The 18,472-nt window shown below is 70.0% G+C and carries 8 protein-coding genes; 5 read left to right on the top strand and 3 right to left on the bottom strand.

What is annotated here, in order from left to right; translation table 11 throughout:
- Positions 1-2,894 precede the first annotated feature (2,894 nt).
- Entirely contained in the window at positions 2,895-5,846 is a 2,952-nt protein-coding gene (locus tag ASG87_RS21280; RefSeq protein ID WP_056008718.1) for a salicylate synthase, read from the bottom strand.
- Positions 5,847-6,215: 369 nt separating this feature from the next.
- On the opposite strand from ASG87_RS21280, the gene ASG87_RS18500 reads away from it, so the two are divergent.
- Positions 6,216-7,997, top strand: coding sequence for an ABC transporter ATP-binding protein (locus ASG87_RS18500; RefSeq protein WP_056008715.1), 1,782 nt, complete (start codon positions 6,216-6,218; stop codon positions 7,995-7,997).
- Positions 7,990-9,771 (top strand): ABC transporter ATP-binding protein, encoded by a 1,782-nt coding sequence (locus ASG87_RS18495; RefSeq protein ID WP_056008713.1) that lies wholly within the window; start codon positions 7,990-7,992, stop codon positions 9,769-9,771. Before ASG87_RS18500 ends, ASG87_RS18495 begins: the two co-directional genes overlap by 8 nt.
- 172 nt (positions 9,772-9,943) lie before the next feature.
- Here ASG87_RS18495 and ASG87_RS18490 read toward each other — a convergent pair whose 3' ends face one another.
- On the bottom strand, positions 9,944-10,837 hold the full coding sequence (locus ASG87_RS18490; RefSeq protein ID WP_056008710.1) for an AraC family transcriptional regulator: 894 nt from the start codon (positions 10,835-10,837) through the stop codon (positions 9,944-9,946).
- A 567-nt stretch (positions 10,838-11,404) separates the two neighbouring features.
- Between ASG87_RS18490 and ASG87_RS18485 the strand changes: the two genes are divergently transcribed.
- The 3 genes from ASG87_RS18485 to ssb all read left to right on the top strand — a co-directional run bounded on the left by ASG87_RS18485 (position 11,405) and on the right by ssb (position 15,484).
- Complete coding sequence (locus ASG87_RS18485; protein ID WP_056008707.1) at positions 11,405-13,354, top strand: TonB-dependent receptor; 1,950 nt, start codon at positions 11,405-11,407, stop codon at positions 13,352-13,354.
- On the top strand, positions 13,354-14,649 hold the full coding sequence (locus tag ASG87_RS18480) for an MFS transporter (RefSeq protein WP_056008704.1): 1,296 nt from the start codon (positions 13,354-13,356) through the stop codon (positions 14,647-14,649). The genes ASG87_RS18485 and ASG87_RS18480 overlap by 1 nt, the downstream gene beginning before the upstream one ends.
- Before the next feature lie 301 nt (positions 14,650-14,950).
- Complete coding sequence (ssb, locus tag ASG87_RS18475) at positions 14,951-15,484, top strand: single-stranded DNA-binding protein (protein WP_056008701.1); 534 nt, start codon at positions 14,951-14,953, stop codon at positions 15,482-15,484.
- Positions 15,485-16,154: 670 nt separating this feature from the next.
- On the opposite strand, the gene ASG87_RS18470 is transcribed toward ssb, so the two are convergent.
- Positions 16,155-18,470, bottom strand: a complete 2,316-nt coding sequence (locus tag ASG87_RS18470) for an Orn/Lys/Arg decarboxylase N-terminal domain-containing protein (RefSeq protein ID WP_056008698.1) — start codon at positions 18,468-18,470, stop codon at positions 16,155-16,157.
- Between the last annotated feature and the right edge of the window lie 2 nt (positions 18,471-18,472).

Genomic DNA, 18,472 nt, shown 5'->3' with positions numbered 1-18,472 from the left:
CACCGCCTGGCGTATGCCCGGCTGCGCCAGCAGGGCCGCCTCGATCTCGCCCAGCTCGATGCGGTGGCCGCGCAGTTTCACCTGCTGGTCGCGCCGGCCGAGGAACTCCAGCGTGCCGTCGGGCCAGTAACGGCCGAGGTCGCCGGTGCGATACCAGCGCAGGCCCTCGTGGCGAACGAAGCGTTCGGCGGTAAGGTCGGGTGCGCCGCGGTAGCCCTCGGCCACGCCGGCGCCGCCGATCCACAGCTCGCCGGGCACCCAGTCGGGGCAATCACGGCCCTGGGCATCGACCACGCGGTAGCGCTGGTTGGCGAGCGGACGGCCATACGGAATCGAACGCCAGTGCGCGGGCAGCGGCGCGGTGACCTCGCACAGGTTCGACCAGATCGCCGCCNGCGCGCGGGGAGATCCAGCCCGATCCAGTCGCCGGAAGCCATCGCCAGGCGCAGCGGCAGCGGGCGGCCGTCGCCCGCGGCGACCACCAGCAGCATGTCCAGCAGCACCGGCACGCTGTTCCACACGGTGACGCGATGGTCGTGGATGTAGCGCAGCCAGGCGGAAGCGTCGCGCCGGTCGGCCTCGTCCAGCAGCACGAGCGATGCACCGGCGCCGAGCAGGCCGCACAGGTCGTAGACGGAGAGGTCGAAGTCGAGCGCGGAGACGGCCAGGCCGCGATCCTGCGGCCCGACCCGGTAGCGCGTGTTGAGGTCGTCGAGGGTGTTGGCGGCGGCGCGGTGGCTGACCTCGACGCCCTTGGGCTCGCCGGTGGAGCCGGAGGTGAAGATCACGTAGGCGAGAGCATCGGGATCGACAGCGACCGGCATAGACAGCGGTGCATGCGTAACCGCGTCCGCGATGTCGATGGCTATCGCGGTAGTGATCTGCGACGCATGTCCGGCATCGGTGAGTACGTGGCGGATGCCGGCGGTGCGATGGATACGTTGCTGCCGTGCGGCAGGCTGGGTAAGGCCGATGGGGACGTAGCAGGCGCCGACAGCAAGGATGCCGAGCACGGCGACGACGGCATCGCTACCGCGCGGAAGGGAAAGAGCGACGGGGTCGCCCGGCTGCACGCCGTGGACTTGCAGCAAGGTGGCGACCTGCAGGGCACGATGAGCAAGCGTGGCGTAGTCGACCACGCGGCCGCTGGCGCCGTCGATCAGCGCGGGTCGCGTGGGTTGCGCCGCAGCCACGGCGAGGATGCGTTCGTGCAGGGTGCGCGGCGGGATCGGCCGGTCGGTGGCGTTGGCGGCGTCGCGCACGGCANAGCAGGGCGGGCAGCGGACGGTGCCAGGCGTCGGCATCGGCGGCGAGTCGTTCGAGCAGGCCGATGTAGGCCGCGAACATCGCATCGACCAGGCCGTCCGGGAACAGCGCATCCACCGCGTCCCAGGCCAGCAGCAGCCCGCCGTCCATTTCGTAGACCTGGTGATCCAGCCACACCTGCGGCGTCTGCGAAATCATGTAGCCGAGTTCGCCGAGGGCGCGCCGCGTGCACTCGTCGAGCAGCGGCGTGCCGAGATTGCAGGCGAACACCACCGGCGCGAAGCTGCGCTCGCCGTCGCCCCGCTGGGCCAGGTCGCGCTGGATGCGCACGCCCGAATAGGCGCCGTGCGCGACGTCGGCATGGAACTGCACCTGCAAGGCGCGCACGCGCCCGGCGAACGGCAGCGGTTCGCTGCAATCGACTGCGAGCAGCAGCAGGTTGGTGAAGTCGGCGACGACCTCGTCCAGCCCCGGCGTGTCGCCGTGGCGGTCGAACAGCGGCAGGTTGAGCAGGAAGCGCGACGTACCGCTCCACGCGGCGAGCACTTCGGCATAGGCCGCGGCCAGCGTCATCGCCGGCGTCGCCTGCGCCGCGGCGGCATGCCGCCGCAGGCGGTTCCACGCGTCGGGCGAGAGCCGGTGGCTGCGCCGGCTGAAGCGTGGCGAGGCGATCGTTTCCGGTGTCTGCCGCAGCGGCAGGCCCGGCGCGCCGGGCAGGTCCGGCAGGCGCTTGCGCCAATAGTCCCTGGCTTTGGCAAGCGCGTCCTTGCCGCGCGATGCCTGCGCATCGAGGTGCCGGCCGAAGTGCCAGTCCGCCGGCGCGGCGGGCGCGGCGCCGTGCGCGTACAGCGCAGTGAGGTCGCGCAGGATGATCTGCAGGCTCTGCACGTCGGCTACCAGCAGGTCCACGTCCAGGTGCAATCGCGTCGTGCCGCCGGGCAGCAGGCTCAGCGCAAGCCCCGCCACCTCGCCTTGCTCGACCCGCAGGCGCCGGTGCGACAGGCGTTCGCGGATGCCGAGCAGGGCGCGTTCCGCCGCGTCGCTCGTTTGCGCGCGCAGGTCGTGCACGGCCACGGCGTCGTCGGCGGGCGCGGCCGCGATCGACTGCCGCCCCTGCCCGTCGAAGCGGGCGCGCAGCATGCCGTGGTGCCGCAGCAAGCGCGACCAGGCCTGTTGCAGGCGCGGCGGATCGATCCGCCCGCCGTCGAGTTCGAGGTAGGCATGGCAGCCGACGCCGCCGAGCACCTGCTCGTCGCCGCGGCCGATCCAGTAGGCATGCTGCACGTCGGTGAGCGCGAAGGGTGCGGCGGTGTCGCATGCCGTTGCCGGCGCCGCCGTGGCGGCCGTCGGCGCCGGGCTGTCGCGTACCAGCAGCGGCCACCATGCGCCCAGCCAGGGGCGCTCGATGAGCTGCGCGAAGCTGACCGCGGCGCCGGCCTTGCGCCACTGGTTCACCAGGCGCATCAGTTGCAGCGAATCCAGGCCCAGCTCGATCAGGTGCTCGTCGTCGCCCGGCGCCGCGCCCGGCTCGGTCAGCAGGGCCTGCACCTGGGCGCGCACCTGCGCCGGTGCCAGGATGTCGTCGGCCTCGGCGCTTGCCGCGGGCTCGGCCACGGATGCCGCGCCGCTCATGCGCGCTCCCGTCCGCGGACCAGGTGGCGCGATACGCTGGCGAGCTTCTCGCAGGTTTCCTCCAGCTCGCGCTCGGGCGTGGACATCGCCACCACGCCGGCGCCCGCCTGCAACCACGCCTGCCCGCGATCCTGGTAGACCGAGCGCAGCACCAGCGCAGCGTCCAGCGCGCCGTCGCTGTCGGCGATCATCACGCAGCCGCTGTACAGCCCGCGCCGCGACGGCTCGTGGCGCCCGATCGCCTCGATCGCCTCGCGCTTGGGAATGCCCGACGCGGTGACGGCGGGGAACAGCGCGCGGAACGCATCCCACGCGCTGCGTCCCGGCCCGAGCCGGCCCTGCACGCGCGAGGCGAGGTGCTGCACGCTGCCGCGCCGGCACACGTCCATGAACTCGCTCACCTGGATGCTGCCGGGCGCGCAGACCAGGCCGAGTTCCTCGAAGGCGAGCTTTACCGATGCCGCGTGCTCGGCGATTTCCTTGGGATCGTTGAGCAGGTCCCGGCGCAGCCGCGCCTCCTCGGCGTCGTCGGCGCCGAGCGCGCGGGTGCCGGCCAGCGGCTGGGTGCTGACGCGGCCGTCGGCGGACACCTCCACCACCGTCTCCGGGCTGAAGCCGGCGCTGTGGAAACCGTCGCGGCCGAGCAGGAACGAGCGCGCCGGCTGGTTGGCGCGCCGCCCGGCCAGGTAGCTGGCGGCCACATCCACCGGCGCGGCCAGCGGCACCCGGCGCGACAGGATCACCTTGTGGTACTCGCGCGCATCGATCTGCCGCACCGCGGCGGCGACGCGCTGCCGGTAGGGCGCGGCGTCGGCGTCGCGCACGTCCACGCTGACGGTGCCGGCTTCGGCGTCCATGTCGCCAGCCGGCAGGGCGTCGAGCCGGGCCAGCCGTTCGGCCCAGCCCGGCAAGGATGACTCGTCCAGCGCGCGCAGCATGGCGCGATCCTGGCGCAGGCGGATCTCCACCGCGGGCACGGCCAGCCGCAGCAGCGGCGCCTGGGTGTCGTCCAGGCCGAGTCCGTGGAACAGCCGCGCCAGCTCGAAGTGGGCGGTGCCGTAGAGTCGCCAGCCGTCGATCGGCAGCGTGTCCAGCGCCTGCTTCATGGCGGCCGCGAAATCGGTAACCGGCCAGTGCCGCCGTTCCCCGTCGTGGTCCAGCCGGACCTGCTGCGCATCGACAGTGATCTCGGCGGCCGTGCCGATGCCGATCGACCATTCGCCGTCGCGCTCGTAGACGGTGAACGGCTCGCCGTCCAGCGCGCGCGCGATGCGCGCGGCCAGCTCCAGCGGCGCGGTGGCGGTCGCCAGCGCCTGCTCGCGATAGCGTGCGCGCGGCGCGCTGGCGACCACCTGCAACGCCTGCGCCGCCAGCCTCCGCTTGTCGATCTTGCCCACCGTGGTCAGCGGCCAGGCGCGCACGGTTTCGAGCTGGTCGGGCAGCTTGTGCCGGGGCAGTCCGCGCTGGCGCAGGAAGTCGTGCAACTCACGCAGGTCCGGCGCGTCGCCCGCGGCGAGGACGAAGGCGCAGCTGCGCTCGCCGAGCTGCGCGTCGCGCACCGCGACCAGTACCGCATCGCGGATCCGCGGATGCTCGCGCAGGTGCTGCTCGATCTCGGCGGTGGCGATCTTCTCGCCGGCGCGGTTGATCTGCTCCTTCAGGCGGCCCTCGACGACCAGGTTGCCGTCGGCGGTGCGCCGCACCAGGTCGCCGGAGCGGTAGTAGCCGTCGGCGGTGAACGCGACCGCGTTGTGCGCGGCGGCGCGGTAGTAGCCGCGGATGGTGTAGGGGCCGCGGACCAGCAGTTCGCCGGTTTCGCCCGGCGCCACACCGCGGCCCTGCGCATCGACGATGCGCAGTTCGTCTTCCGGAGACAGCGGGCGTCCCTGGGTGTTCTGCACCACCTCGTCCGGATCGTCCGGGCGCGTGTAGCAGAGCAGGCCCTCGGCCATGCCGAACACCTGCTGCAGGCGGCAGCCCAGCTCCGGGGCGATCCGTTTCGCCAGCGCCGGTTCCAGCCGCGCGCCGCCGACCTGCAGCAGTCGCAGGCTGGACAGGTCGGCGTCGTCCCATTCGCGCGCCTGCAGCCACAACTGGACCAGCGGCGGCACCAGGGCGGTCACGTTGACGCGCTCGCGCGCGATCAGCGCGAAGGTCTCGTCGCTGCCCGGCGTGCGCGCCATCACCACGCGGCCGCCGACCGACAGCGTGCCGAGCAGGCCGGGGCAGGCCAGGGGGAAGTTATGCGCGATCGGCAGCGCGGCAAGGTAGACGGTGTCCGCATCCAGCCCGCACAGCTCGGCGGAGGCGCGGGCGTTGTAGGCATAGTCCGCATGCGTGCGCGGGATCAGCTTGGGCGTGCCGGTGGTGCCACCGGATTGCAGCAGCAGGGCGACGTCGCGGTGATGCGGCGCGGGAAGGAGATCCAGCGGCTCGGCCTCAAGCGCATCCAGCGCGAGGTGGCCACCGGCGTCGCCGTCGACGATCAGGTGCCGCATGCCGGGATGCTGGGCCTGCAGCGCCTCGGCCATGCCGCGGTGGTCGAAGCCCAGGAAGCGGTCGGGCACGATGCAGGCCACCGGCTCGGCCAGCGCGCAGAGGCCGTCGAGGTCGCTCAATCGCTGCGAAGGCATGGCCAGCAGCGGTATCGCGCCGAGCCGGAACAAGGCGAACAGCGCGACGACAAACCCCGTGCCGTTGGGCAGTTGCAGCAGCACGCGGTCGCCGCGGCCGATGCCCAGGCCGGCGAAGCCGGCGGCGAGCCGGTCGGCGCGGCGGTCGAGCCCGGCGTAGCTGCATGGCACGGTGCCGTCCATCAGCGCGATGCGCTCGCCGTATTGCGCCGCCCATCCGCGCAGGTGCTGCCCCAGCGTGAGCGGCTGCCAGTAACCGGCGCGCTCGTAGATTTCGACGACGGAGGCCGGCCAGCCGGTCGCGCTCGATTCCATCTGGGACTCCTTGGGGCGCAGCCCATCGCTGCATCGATGATCGAATGCGAATCGTTATCGACCGTCGCCGCGACCGCTGCCCGAAAGCGGATGGCGTTGCCCGTATCGGCATTCTTGTTCGCAAACGTGACGGAGCCGGCGGCTTGCGCCATGGGCCGGCCGAAATCGTCCGGATACGGGCAGCGCGCTACCGATGCGGGCGGCAAGGCGCGCTTCGCGCGGATACAACGTCGGGCCGGGCCCCGCGAGCGCGGACGACGGAAACACGGCGGCCTGGCCTCGCCGGTCCGGTTTCCGTCGCCGGCGTTCGCGGCGGCCGTACCGTGGACGCGCGTCGCAGCGGCCACTGCCACCGCGGAGGTCGCGAGCATGACGAAAACGCGTGTCGATGCGCCCTGGCCGACCCTGCTCGGCCTGCTGCGCGGCCATCGCCTGCCGCTGTGTATGGCGCTGCTGCTCGCCGCCCTGGCCGCCGTGCTGGAACTGGTCCCGTACGTGTGGCTGTGCCGGTCGGTGACGCTGCTGGCCGAAGGCGCCGCGGCGTTCGCCTTCTACCGACTCGCCGGCTGGATCGCGCTCGCCCTGGCCGGCAAGTACCTGCTCTATACGCTGGCCTACTACCTCAGCCACGACGCGGCGTACCGCATCCTGATGCAGACGCGGCAGCTCCTCGCGCGGCGGCTGGCGTGGGCGCCGCTGGAGTGGCTGCAGCGGCACGGCTCGGGCGCGCTGAAGAAGCTGCTGATGCAGGACGTCGAGCGACTGGAGCAGTTCATCGCCCATCACCTGGTGGAGATGGCCGCCGCGCTGGCCGCGCCGCTGCTGGTGGCCGCGGTGCTGCTGGCGATCGACTGGCGCCTGGCGCTGGCCGCGCTGGCGACGCTGCCGCTGGCGATCGCGTTCCAGGCCATCGCGATGCGCGGCATGGAGCGGCGCATGGCCGAATACCAAGAGGCCGTGGGCGACCTCAACGACGCATCGGTCGAATACCTGCGCAGCATGCCGGTGATGAAGGCGTTCCGGCAGGACGCCCGTTCGTTCGCGCGGATGCGCGACGCCCTGGCGCGCTACCACGCGCTGATCCGGGGGGTGACGCGGCGGGTGGTGCCGGGCTGGTCGGTGTTCATGGTGCTGCTCAATGCGAACATCGTGTTCCTGCTGCCGCTGGGGTTGTGGCTGCTGCAGCGGCAGCGGATCGACCTGGCGCAGTTGCTGCTCGCGCTGGTGCTGGGCGGCGGCATGCTCAAGCCGCTGTTCAAGCTGATGCGCTTCCAGGCGCAGATCCGCGAGATCCTCGACGGCGTGGCGCGCATGCAGCCGCTGCTGGCGATGCGCGAACCTGCGGCCGTGCCCCGCGTGGCGATCGGCGAGGCCAGCCTGCGCTTCGACGGCGTGTGCTTCGGCTACGCCGGCGCGCCGGTGCTGCGCGAGCTTTCGCTCACCGTTCCCGCCGGTCGCATGACCGCCCTGGTCGGGCCTTCCGGCGCGGGCAAGAGCACGCTGGCCGCCCTGCTCGGCGGGCTGATCGTGCCGGAGCGCGGCAGCATCGCCGTCGGCGGCGTGCCGCTGGCGCAGATCGGCGAGGCGCAGCGCGCGGGGCTGATCGCCGTGGCGACGCAGGAGGCGTTCCTGTTCCGCGGCAGCCTGCTCGACAACCTGCGGCTGGGCTGCCCCGACGCGGACGAGTCGCGGGTGCGCGCCGCCCTGCGCATCGCGCAGGCGGAGGCGTTCGTCGATGCCTTGCCGGAAGGGTGGCATGCGCCGGTGGGCGAACGCGGCGCGCGGCTGTCCGGCGGCGAACGGCAGCGCATCGCGATCGCCCGCGCCCTGCTCGCCGACACGCCGATCCTGGTGCTGGACGAGGCCACCGCGTTCGCCGACAGCCGCACCGAGCGGCGCTTCTACCGGGCATTGCGCGAGGGCTGCCCGGACAAGACGCTGCTGGTGATCGCGCACCGCCTGTACACCGTGCGCGACGCCGCGCAGATCCTGGTGCTGGAGTCGGGCCGGCTGGTCGATGCCGGCGACCATGCGGCGCTGCTGCAACGTTGCCGGCCGTATCGGGAACAGTGGCGGGCTCAGGAGCAGGACGATGGCTGGGCCATCCGCGCCGCCGCGAATCCGTCCATGGAGGAAACGGCCGATGCCTGACTTTGTCCGCGCCTGCCTGCGCGTCGTCCGCGCCAGCGGCCACTCGGCCGCGCAGATCCACGCCGGCCTGGCGCTGCGGGTGTGCGAGCGGGCCTTCGCCATCGCGCCGTATTTCCTGGCGTGGTTTTGGCTGGCCCGGTCCATGGCGCCGGGGGACGCGGCAGGCGCAGGGCGCATCTGGCTTACGCCGGTGCTGTGGCTCGGCGTGCTGCTGGCCGGCCAGATGGTGTTCTCCTACCTGAGCCAGATGAGCAGTTTCCTCGGCAGCTATGCGCTGACCATCGCCTACCGCGGCCGCCTGATCGACCACCTGCAGCGCCTGCCGCCCGGCGTGCTCGGCCGCCAGCGTGTCGGGCAGCTTGCCTCGGTGGTCACCGACGACGTCAAGCGGATGGAAGACGTGTTCACCCATCTCACCGCCGAGCTGCTCGCGGCGCTCGCGGTGCCGCTGCTGTTCGCGCTGGCACTGGCATGGATCGACTGGCGACTCACCCTCGCGCTGCTGGCGACCCTGCCGCTGGCGGTGCTGGCCCTCAACGGCGCCAACCGGTTCTTCCTCGCGCGCGGCCGGCGCAAGCAGGCGCTGTTCCTGGACACCGGCGGCCTGCTGGTCGAGTTCGTCACCGGCATCCGCACCCTGCGCCTGTTCCATCGCGCGCAGGCCTGGCTGCGCCGGCTGGACCGGCGCTTCGTGCAGCTTCGCCGGCACAGCATGGGCGCGGAGGCGTGGGGCGGCGGCTCGATCCAGGCGTACCGGCTGGTGCTGGAATGCGGGCTGCCGGTCCTGCTGGTGGCGGCGGGCATGCTGGCCGTGCGGCAGGGGCTGGCGCAGGCGACCTGGCTGCTGTTCGTGCTGGCCGCCTGCCGCCTGCTCGATCCGCTGCTGGACGCGGCGGCCTACCTCGTCGAGCTGCGTGCGATGGTGCAGGGCGAGGCGCGCCTGCAGCGGTTGCTGGACGAGCCGGCGATGGGCGAGGGCCGGCGCGCGCAGCCGCCGGCGGGCCACGCGGTGGAGTATCGCGGCGTGAGCTTCGGCTACGGCGCGGAGCCGGTGCTGCACGACATTTCCTTCCGTGCCGGCGAAGGCGGCGTCACCGCCATCGTCGGCCCCTCGGGCGCGGGCAAGAGCAGCCTGCTGCACCTGCTGGCGCGCTTCCACGATCCGCAGCGGGGCTGTATCACGCTGGGAGGCGTCGACCTGCGCGAGCTGCGCAGCGACACCTTGTACGGACAGCTCGGGTTCGTGTTCCAGGACGTCCAACTGTTCGACGGCAGCGTGATGGAGAACGTGCGCATCGGCCGCGACGGCGCCAGCGACGAGGAGGTGATCGCGGCCTGCCGCGCGGCCTGCTGCGACGGCTTCGTGCGGCGGTTGCCCGACGGCTACGCCACGCGCGTGGGCGAGAACGGCCAGCGGCTGTCCGGCGGCGAACGCCAGCGCCTCTCCATCGCCCGCGCCCTGCTGAAGGATGCCCCGGTGCTGCTGCTCGACGAGGCTACCGCATCGGTCGATCCGCAATCGCAGCACGAGATCCAGCAGGCGCTGTCGCGGCTGGTGGCCGGCCGCACGGTGATCGTGGTGGCGCATCGCCTGCACACGGTGCGCCATGCCGAGCAGATCCTGGTGCTCGAACAGGGCCGCCTGCGCGAGCGCGGCACGCACGAGGAACTGCTCGCTGCGAACGGCCTCTACGTGGAACTGTGGCGGGAGCAGGAAGGGACGGAACGGACGCCCGGCCCGGATGACGACCGGGGCCATGCCGGACGCGCCTGAGCCGGCACCGGCTCGCGCATCGTGGCTGCCGCAGGCAGGGTGGCCCGGACCCGACGCGCTGCGCGAATGCTCGGTGCCGATGCGCACCCGGCGGTGATTTCGGACAGGCGCCGGGAGCGCCTGCGGGTGATCGCCATGGGCGCCCGGCCGCTCCCGGCTTTCCCCGTCCGCGTCACTCCAGCGCGCCGCGCCTCGCTTCGCGCGGCAGCACGCCGTACTGCTTGCGGAACGCGGTGCTGAAATGGCTGATGTTGCTGTAGCCCAGCAGCGAGGCGGTCTCGGTCACGCTGTGGCGCTGCAGCAGGCGTTGCGCGCGGCCCATGCGCTCACGCTGGAACATGGCGTAGACGCTGATGCCGAAGAGGTTCTTGAAGCCGCGCTTGAGCTTGAGCTGGTTGAGCCCGGTCTCGCGCGCGAGCTGCTCGATGGTGGGGGCGTCGCTGAGGTCGCTCAGCAGGCGCTCGCGCGCGGCCAGCAATTGCCGCCGCTCGCGCCGGCAGATGTCGGCTTCCATCGGTTCGGGGCGCAGCGATTTCAGGTGCCAGGCGAGGAATTCCAGCGCGGCCGAATGCACCAGCAGGGCGGGCGCGCTGGCCTCGTTCAGCAGTTTCTCCAGGCGGCTGGCGGCGTCGCGGATGCGCTGGTTGCTGCGGTTGCGGAACAGGCAGAAATCGCTGCCCTGGCGCAGGCTGAGCCGTTCGGACTCCTCGCCGGCGAGCTGGCTGAGCAGTTGCGGGGTGATGCGCAGCTCGATGTTGCAGCAGTCGGCGCTGAAGCCCAGTTCGAAGCGCTTGCCCGGTGCGAACGTGGCGAGCACGCTGTCCTGGTCCAGGTCGAAGCTGCGGTTCTCGTAGCGCACGTGCGTCTCGCCGCGCAGCAGCGAGCTGAAGTGGATGCGCGCACTGTCTTCCACCGCGGTCGCCTGCAGGTCGTGCCGGGCATCGAAGGCCACCAGCGAGACGGCCAGGCCAGGCTGCAGGTCGACCGTCCTGACCTGCGTGCCCGGCGGCGGCATCGGCCGGCTCGGGGGCGCGTCGAAGAATTCAGAGGATTTGAGCTCGTACATCCAGTGTGCTCCGGCTTGCGTTCGATGCCAGCGGGTACGCGGCGGTCGGGCCGGCTGGGCGCGCAAGCATGCGTCCGGAGTCAGGAGACCGCGACGACGGCGTCAACGAGGTTGCGTCCAGCAGACCCAGGCTGTGGCATTGGCAGGGATGCGGGTCATCCTAATGAGAATTATTCGCATCTACAACCCTGCATGCGCAACCCGGCGAGCCAGGATGGCAAATCGGCGCCCTGCCCATGCGTGTGCCATGCAGCGCGCGCATTCCGGTTGCGCACGGCGTCATGGAACACGAAGAAAATCCCGCTGCGGGTGAAGGCCGACCCGATGCGGGCAGGCGCTCCAAACGGGAATCGTCATCATCTCGGGGATTCCCCACCTGTCGGCTTTCACCCCATGATGGTTCCTGCCCGTTCGCGGCTCGCGCTCTGCCTCTGTCTCGGCCTTCCCCCGCTTGGCGCCTCGTTCCCCTCCCACGCCCAGGACGCGTACGGCTCCCCCGGAACCAGTTCCCGTGAAACCCAGGCTTCCGCCCGTGCCGACGCCTCGACCACGCTGCCGACGGTCACGGTGACCGCGAGCAAGCAGGGCCGCACCACGTTCAACACCGCGGCCGGCGTCTCCGTGATGGAGGGCACGTCGCTGGAGGCGCGCCACCTCGACACCCTCGGCGACATCGCCGAGCGCCTGCCGAACGTCTACCAGACCAGCTTCACACGGGCCAACCCGTCGATCACCATCCGCGGCCTTGGGTTTTCCGACGACGAATCGGACAGCATGAGCACCAGCGTGCTGATCGACGGCGTGCCCATGTACGGTCTGGTGCTGGGCCAACTGTTCGACCTGGAGCAGGTCGAAGTGCTGCGCGGCCCGCAGAGCACGCTGTACGGGCAGAACAGCATGGGTGGCCTGATCGCGCTGCGCTCGCGTGACCCGGGCAGCGCGCCCGCCGGCAGCGCGCAGGTAGAGTACGGCACCGGGCGGCGCCGGCGCCTGTTGCTGGCCGGCGACGTGCCGCTGTCCGCCTCGACCTCAGTGCGGCTGGCGGCGGGCGGCGAGGACGCCGACGGCTACGTGGACAACACCGCGTTGCACCGCGACGACACCACGGGCTGGAACAACCGCTTCGCGCGCATCAAGCTGCTGCATCGCGATGCGGCCGGCGGCGAATGGCGCATCGGCCTGCACCACGTGCGCATGCGCGGCGGCAACGATTTCTTCGCCACGCCGGCACTGGCCCGCAAGCACGAATCGGACGCCGGCGACCCCGGCAAGGACAACGCGCAATACACCTTGCTGTCGGGCGAATACGACCGCGAGTTCGGCGCGGGCACCAAGCTGGCGGTGACCTTCGGCGGCAACCGCACGAGCTGGAACTACTGGCTGCCGCGATCGATCTTCGGCGCGCGCAGCGGCTTCGACATGAGCACCCGCCAGTTCAGCGCCGAAGCGCGCCTGACCGGGCAGGGCGACCGGATCGACTGGCTGCTCGGCGCCTTCGGCTCGCACGTCAAGCGCGAAGCGCCCTACCTGTTCGACAGCCGTCCGTACTACCTCAGCGATACGCAGGCCGGCATCAACGGCGGCACCGCCGCCGCGTTCGGCGAACTGGGCTGGCATTTCGCGCCCGGCTGGCGCCTGGCCGGTGCGCTGCGGCTGGAGCACGACCGCCGCCGGATGGACTGGAGCAGCCGCCAGGCCGGCCTGTTCGACGGCGATGGCGACGGCATGCCGGAGACGCCCTTCGACGGCACCGAGCGCCTGCACGGCGTGCGCACCAGCGACAACGTCGCGCTGCCGCGCATCGCGCTGGAATACCAGCCCGATGCCCATCACTTCGGCTGGCTCACGCTGGCGCGCGGCTACAAGGCGTCCGGCTTCAATACCTATGCCACCGCCTCGGCGGCGGCCGGCGAACCGTACCGCCCCGAGTACGGCAACCACGCCGAGCTGGGCTACCGCCTGCGCGGCGCGGACGGCTCCTGGGAGTTGTCGGCGAACGTGTTCAACACCCGCCTGCGCGACCAGCAGGTGGTGATCATCGACGGCAACGGCCAGAGCATGACCACCAATGCCGGCCGCTCGCACAGCCGCGGCGCGGAACTGTCGGCGATGTGGCGGCCGCGGCGCGGGCTCGAGCTCGGCGCTTTCGCCGGCTACGTCAATGCCGAGTACGACCGCTACGTAAAGGGCGGCGTCGACTATGCCGGCAAGCAGTTCGCCAGCACGCCGCGCCACAGCTACGGCGTGTCCGCCTCGTGGCAGCCCGCGGCCGCGTGGGACCTCGGGCTGTCGCTGACGCGCCAGGGCAGCGCCAACCTGTACCCGAACAGCAGCGTGGTCAACGGCGCCTACAACCTGCTCGACGCGCACGTCACCTGGCAGTTGCGGCGCTGGACCGTCGGGCTGTACGGCAAGAACCTCGCCAACGCGCACTACTACACGCGCGCCCTGTCCGACAGCTACGTGGTTGCCGGCAACCCGCGCACCGTCGGCATGCGCCTCGGCATGGATTTCTGATGGACCTCGGACGGACGGCTGCCGGGGCCGGGTTCGCCGGCGCGGGCGCGCGGCGCGTGCACGGAAGCGAGTACGCAGCTCTGGCGCTGATGTATTTCGCCCAGGGCCTGCCGATGGGGCTCGCCTACGATGCGCTCGGCACCCTGATCCGCTACGGCGGCCACAGCGTGGCTGCCGTGGGGCTGACCGGCTTCGCCTTCCTGCCGTGGGCGTTGAAATTCCTGTGGGCGGGCGCGGTGGACAACGCCTGCGCCCGCTGGGGCATGGCGCGCATCGTGTTCGGCACCCAGGCCCTGGTCGTGCTGGCCTGCCTCGCGCTGGTGCCGTTTCCGCCGTCGACGCACCTGTACGGCACGCTGGCGGGCGCCGTCGTGCTGAACGCCCTGTGCGCGACGCAGGACATCGTGACCAACGCCTATGCCGTGGTGCGCCTGCAGGGACGCAGCGCCGGCGCCGCCAACGCGATCCAGGTGGCCGGCTTCATCGCAGGCATGCTGGTGGGAGGCGGCGGCCTGCTGCTGTTGCATGCGCGCATCGGCTGGGGCGGCGCGATGCTGCTGCTGGCCGTGCTGATGTTCCTGCTCTACCTGCCGCTGGCATGGGAGCGGCGCTGGCTCGGTGCCGGGCGCGCGGCGGGCGTCGCCACGGAAGCCCCGGCCCGCGTGCGCCTGCGCGACCTGCGGCGGCACGCCGACCTTGGCTGGGCCCTGCTGATCGCCCTGGTCTTCAAGTTCTCCAGCACCGCCGTGGCGACGCTGGCCAAGCCCTGGCTGCTCGACCGCGGCTTCGATCTCGCCCAGGTCGGCAGCCTGCAGATGAGCAACCTGGTCGCCACCGCGGTCGGCGGCGCGGTGCTCGGCGTGCCCCTGGTGCGCCGGCTGGGCAACCGCCGCGCGGTGCTGGTCAGCATGGCGATGGCCGGGGTGATGCTGGGAACCGCCTGGACGCTGCATGCGATGGGCAGCTTCGGCATGGCGTTCTGCTACGGCGCATTCGCCGTGCAGTCGCTGTTCGAGGGCGCGATGTACGTGGCGATCTGGGCGCTGTTCATGAACTGGGCCTCGCCCGAGCGTCCGGGCACCGACTACACCGCCATGCAGTGCTGCGAAAGCCTCGGCAACGCGGTGGCCGCAGGCGCGATCGGCGGGCTCGGCCAGAAACTCGGTTTCGGCGCGGCCTTCGCCTGCGCCTGGGCCGCGTCGGCCGTGGTGCTCGCCCTGGTGGCAATGGGCCTGCCCAGACTCCGGCTCGCGGCAGCGTCGGCGCCTTCGGAGTCCCTGGGAGCGGATCGATGAATCGGCACGGGCCATCGCGCCGCCGCCGGGACCGATGAACCCACGGCATCGAGCGCCCGGCCGCGAAGCCCGGGTAGCTGGCGCGGCCCGCGCCGGCCGGATGCCAAGTCAGGTCCGGGTGCCGGTTTCCTGGCTGGATGGGGCTCCAGGGCCGGCCACCGCCGTCGGGCGGGGCCGGCCGCGATTCCGGCCGGCACTGACGCCACGCCGGCCGCGGCCCGGTTATGATAGCCCGTCCATCCCACCACTCCGGCCGTAACTGCCCCTAGACGTACGGCCGGCTCCAAGAGGAAATCCATCCATGGCACGCGGCATCAACAAGGTCATCATCGTCGGCAACCTGGGCAACGACCCGGAGACCCGCTACACCGCCGGCGGCACCGCCGTCACGAGCCTCAGCGTCGCCACTTCCGAGCAGTGGACCGACAAGCAGAGCGGCGAGCGTCAGGAGCGCACGGAATGGCACCGCGTGAAGCTGTTCGGCAAGCTGGCCGAGATCGCCGGCGAGTACCTGAAGAAGGGCCGCCAGGTCTACATCGAAGGCTCGCTGCGCACCGACAAGTACACCGACAAGAACGGCGTGGAGAAGTACTCCACCGACATCATCGCCAGCGACATGCAGATGCTCGGCGGCATGGGTGGCGGTGAAGGCGGCGGCGGTGGCGGCGGCTACCAGCAGCGCGAGCGCCCGCAGGGCGGCCAGCGCCAGCAGGGCGGCGGCTACGGCGGCGGCCAGCAGTCGCGCGGCGGCAACGACTACGGCAACCAGGCCCCGCGGCAATCCGCGCCGCCGGTCGAGAACAACAGCTTCGACGACGACGACATTCCGTTCTGACCTTGGTGAACTTTAGATTGCCAGGTCGAGAGGGTCGTCGTGCGAGACTTTGATCTACTGAATCAATGAGTTGTGTCGTATAAAGCCGCGCCCCAATTTGTAAGAATTGGGGTGCGGTTTTCTTTTGTCTTCTCCAAGATAGGGACTTGCGGAAATTTAAACTGTCAAGATAGAAGCGACGCCCACTGTTTTTGAGTAACGCAGTGGTTCGGAGTCCAATCCCTCACCGCGATGCGTCGCCTGATTCCCGACGCCTTCTTGCCCGCGTCATACCCCTTCTGAACGGTCGTGTCCGTGTTCTTCCAGCAGCGGCTTCACTTGCTCGCACTGCTTGCGACTGATGTCGGAACGCCGACAACCCAAGCCGATCCTCCGTTTGGGAATCAGGTTCCGACGGTCCCCGGAACCGGGTAACTCCAGTCGTTAGGGAAGGTCCGATTAATCGGCCTCCTGCTCGTCATTCCTGGGAAAACAGGAGGCGTTTCAATAGCCGAAGGACTGGTCATCCAATGCCCTTGCGCTCGATGACCCGCAGGCGCCGGATCCCAGCCTTCGCTGGGATGACGAGCAAGATCATGGCCTCCTTGGCGCTTCGTGGAGGAAGGCTTGCCTTCGCCGATCGCCGGTCCCTGGCAAGGTTGCAATCCGTGCGGGGCGAGCGCACGCGTTCTCAATGGCTGTCTTGATCGATCGAGGTCAAGACTTCAACGACGTAATTCCTGCTTCCCGTTGAATCAACCTCGATCAGCAACCCGTGCACATCGGATTCGAACCCGGGGAAATGCTGGTTCTGCTCCCGCGCCAGGGTCAGCGACTCCAGGATGGCCTTGTTGGCGCCGCCGTACTTCTCGCCGGGCATGATCGTAGGGATGCCCGGCGGATACGGCACGATCATGGTGGCCGCGATGCGCCCTTCGAGGTCATCGATGCCCACCCGCTCGACCTTGCCCTGCACGAGGCAGTCGTATGCTTCGGCCGGCGTCATGACCGGCTCGGGGAGTTCCACGTACATTTCGCTCATTACCCGCGCCACCTCGTGCTCTACATTGAACGTATGCAAGGCGTCGCAAAGGTCACGCAGGCCAGCGTCCTCGTACGCATCCGGGAAGGCATCGACCAGCGAAGGCAACGCGTTGCGCAGCGGCTCGTTGCGGTCGTAGAGGGTCTTGAACGAAAGCAGTTCCGTCGCCAGCGTGCTCCATTTGCCCTTGGTCACGCCGATGGAGAACAGGCAGAGGAAAGAGTAGAGGTTGGTCTTCTCCACCGTGATGCCGCGCTCCCAGAGGAACTTGGTGACCACCGCAGCAGGAATGCCGCCGGTATCGGCCGATTTCCCATCCAGGCTCAAACCGGGCGTAAGCACCGTGACCTTGATCGGGTCGATCATTACGTAATCGGCGGGCAGCTTGCCGAAGCCGTGCCAGGCGTCGGATGGCTCGAGATGCCAGTCCGCCTGCTTCGTAGCGACGGGCCCGATGGTGTCGAGCCTCTGCTCCAGCCGTTTGCGCAACGCATCGGGCTGCCATACCTGGAACCACCACTCATCACGCGACAGGCCACGCTCGATATGCAGCATGGCGCGCCGGAAGGCGATGGCCTCGTCGTGTGTTTCCTGCACCAGTGAGCGGCCTGCCGGCCCCTCCATCATCTTTGACGCGATATCGCACGAGGCGATGATGCCGTAATGCGGTGACGTGGAGGTGTGCATCATGAACGCCTCGTTGAAGCGCTCCGCATCCAGCGCACGTTCTCGACCGTCGCGCGCATGGATCATCGAGGCTTGCGAGAACGCTGCAAGCAGCTTGTGCGTGGACTGGGTGGCGAACATCACCGCATCCTGCGTGCGCTCCTTGCCCTTGCCCATCGCATAGTGGTCCGCATATAGCTCATGGAATGCCGCGTAGCCATACCAGGCCTCGTCAAAATGCAGGTAATCCACGGCGGATCCGATGCGTTCGGCGATCGATTCGGCGTTATAGCAAAGGCCGTCGTAGGTGGAGTTGGTGACCGTGGCGATGCGTGCCCGTGGCCCATCCATGCGGGCGTGGCTGGCCAACGGGTGCGCGGCGACCTTGGCCGCCATATCCTCCGGATCGAACTGATCCAGCGTGATCGGCCCGATGATCCCGTGAGCGTTGCGGGTGGGCCGGAACCATACGGGGACGGCCCCGGTCATGATGATCGAATGCAGCAGCGATTTATGGCAGTTGCGGTCGACGAACACCACATCACCGCGCGCCACGACGCCGTGCCAGACAATCTTGTTGGAGGTGGAAGTGCCGTTGGTGACGAAGTAGGTGTGGTCCGCGCCGAAGTTCTTGGCTGCCTCCTTCTCCGCATCGGCGATGGGCCCGGTGTGGTCCAGCAACGAGCCCAGTTCCGGCACGGAAATGGACAGGTCGCTGCGCAGCGTGTTTTCGCCAAAGAACTGGTGCAGCGCACGGCCGACGGCGGATTTGGTGAAGGCGATGCCGCCGGCGTGTCCTGGCGTGTGCCAGCTGTAGTTGGAGCGCGCGGAATGGATCAGCAGGCCCTTGAAGAACGGTGGCAGCAGGCGCTCCATGTAATCATCCGCCGCGCGCATGACCTGGCGTGCGATGAAGGCCTTGGTGTCTTCGTAAAGGTAGATGAAACCATGTACCCGGGTAAGCAGCTTCGTCGGAATCTGCTCGATGGTGCGCCGTTCGCCGTAGAGGAACACGGGCAGGTCACCGCGGCGGGATTCCTGTTCGTCGAGGAACTGGAACAGGTCCTCGAACTGGCTGGGGCCCTCTTCCGTACCGTCGATCGACACGAGTACGGCGGACGCGGCCGTGTAGGTTCGACCGGCCGCGTGCGCATCGGCCATGTTCAGGCCCGTGAGCACCCGCTGATTGTGCGTGGCGATCTCCTCGGCCAGTGCGCGAACAAGTATCCCGTTGATCCGCGGCGAATCGAAGTCGTCATCGATGATGACGATCGGGTAATCCAGTGCGTTGAAATACATGG

Origin of the sequence: Frateuria sp. Soil773 (assembly GCF_001428405.1) — a bacterium.
GTDB lineage: Bacteria > Pseudomonadota > Gammaproteobacteria > Xanthomonadales > Rhodanobacteraceae > LMSL01.
This window is presented reverse-complemented; position numbering and strand designations above follow the sequence as displayed.

Coding starts and splice junctions, on each gene's coding strand:
- ASG87_RS21280 (WP_056008718.1), bottom strand. CDS start 5,846: ATGGAATCGAGCGCGACCGGCTGGCCGGCCTCCGTCGTCGAAATCTAC.
- ASG87_RS18500 (WP_056008715.1), top strand. CDS start 6,216: ATGACGAAAACGCGTGTCGATGCGCCCTGGCCGACCCTGCTCGGCCTG.
- ASG87_RS18495 (WP_056008713.1), top strand. CDS start 7,990: ATGCCTGACTTTGTCCGCGCCTGCCTGCGCGTCGTCCGCGCCAGCGGC.
- ASG87_RS18490 (WP_056008710.1), bottom strand. CDS start 10,837: ATGTACGAGCTCAAATCCTCTGAATTCTTCGACGCGCCCCCGAGCCGG.
- ASG87_RS18480 (WP_056008704.1), top strand. CDS start 13,354: ATGGACCTCGGACGGACGGCTGCCGGGGCCGGGTTCGCCGGCGCGGGC.
- ssb (WP_056008701.1), top strand. CDS start 14,951: ATGGCACGCGGCATCAACAAGGTCATCATCGTCGGCAACCTGGGCAAC.
- ASG87_RS18470 (WP_056008698.1), bottom strand. CDS start 18,470: ATGTATTTCAACGCACTGGATTACCCGATCGTCATCATCGATGACGAC.